Consider the following 352-nt stretch of genomic DNA (forward strand, 5'->3'; position numbering starts at 1 on the left):
TTCGTACTCCGGCGCGTTGGTACATCCGTTTGCGGCGTTCGGGTGGCTGGTCGACGCCGACGGGGACGTAGGCGGCTCCGGCGGCCAGGATGCCGAGGACGGCGGCGATCTGGTCCGGTCCCTTGGGGAGGGTGACGCCGACGGGTTCGCCCGGGGTGGTTCCGCGGTTCCGCAGGGTTGCGGCGATGCGCAGGGCCTGGTCGGCGAGGTCGTGGTAGGTGATGCGGTCGTCCTGGGTGAGCAGGGCGGTGCGGTGGGGGGTGCGGGCGGCGTGGGTGAAGAAGCCGTCGTGCAGGAGGGTGTCGGGCAGTGGGCCGGTGGTGTCGTTGGCGGCGGCGCGGACGATGCGCTG

At 72.7% G+C, this 352-nt stretch carries 1 protein-coding gene; it reads right to left on the reverse strand.

The annotated features are described in order from the left end of the window. Positions 1–352: AMP-binding protein (locus tag ACLIYP_RS30890; RefSeq protein WP_412716356.1), on the reverse strand; the 352-nt coding region annotated here is incomplete at both ends.

It is taken from the genome of Streptomyces nanhaiensis (assembly GCF_046614825.1).
Classification (GTDB): Bacteria; Actinomycetota; Actinomycetes; order Streptomycetales; family Streptomycetaceae; genus Streptomyces; species Streptomyces radiopugnans.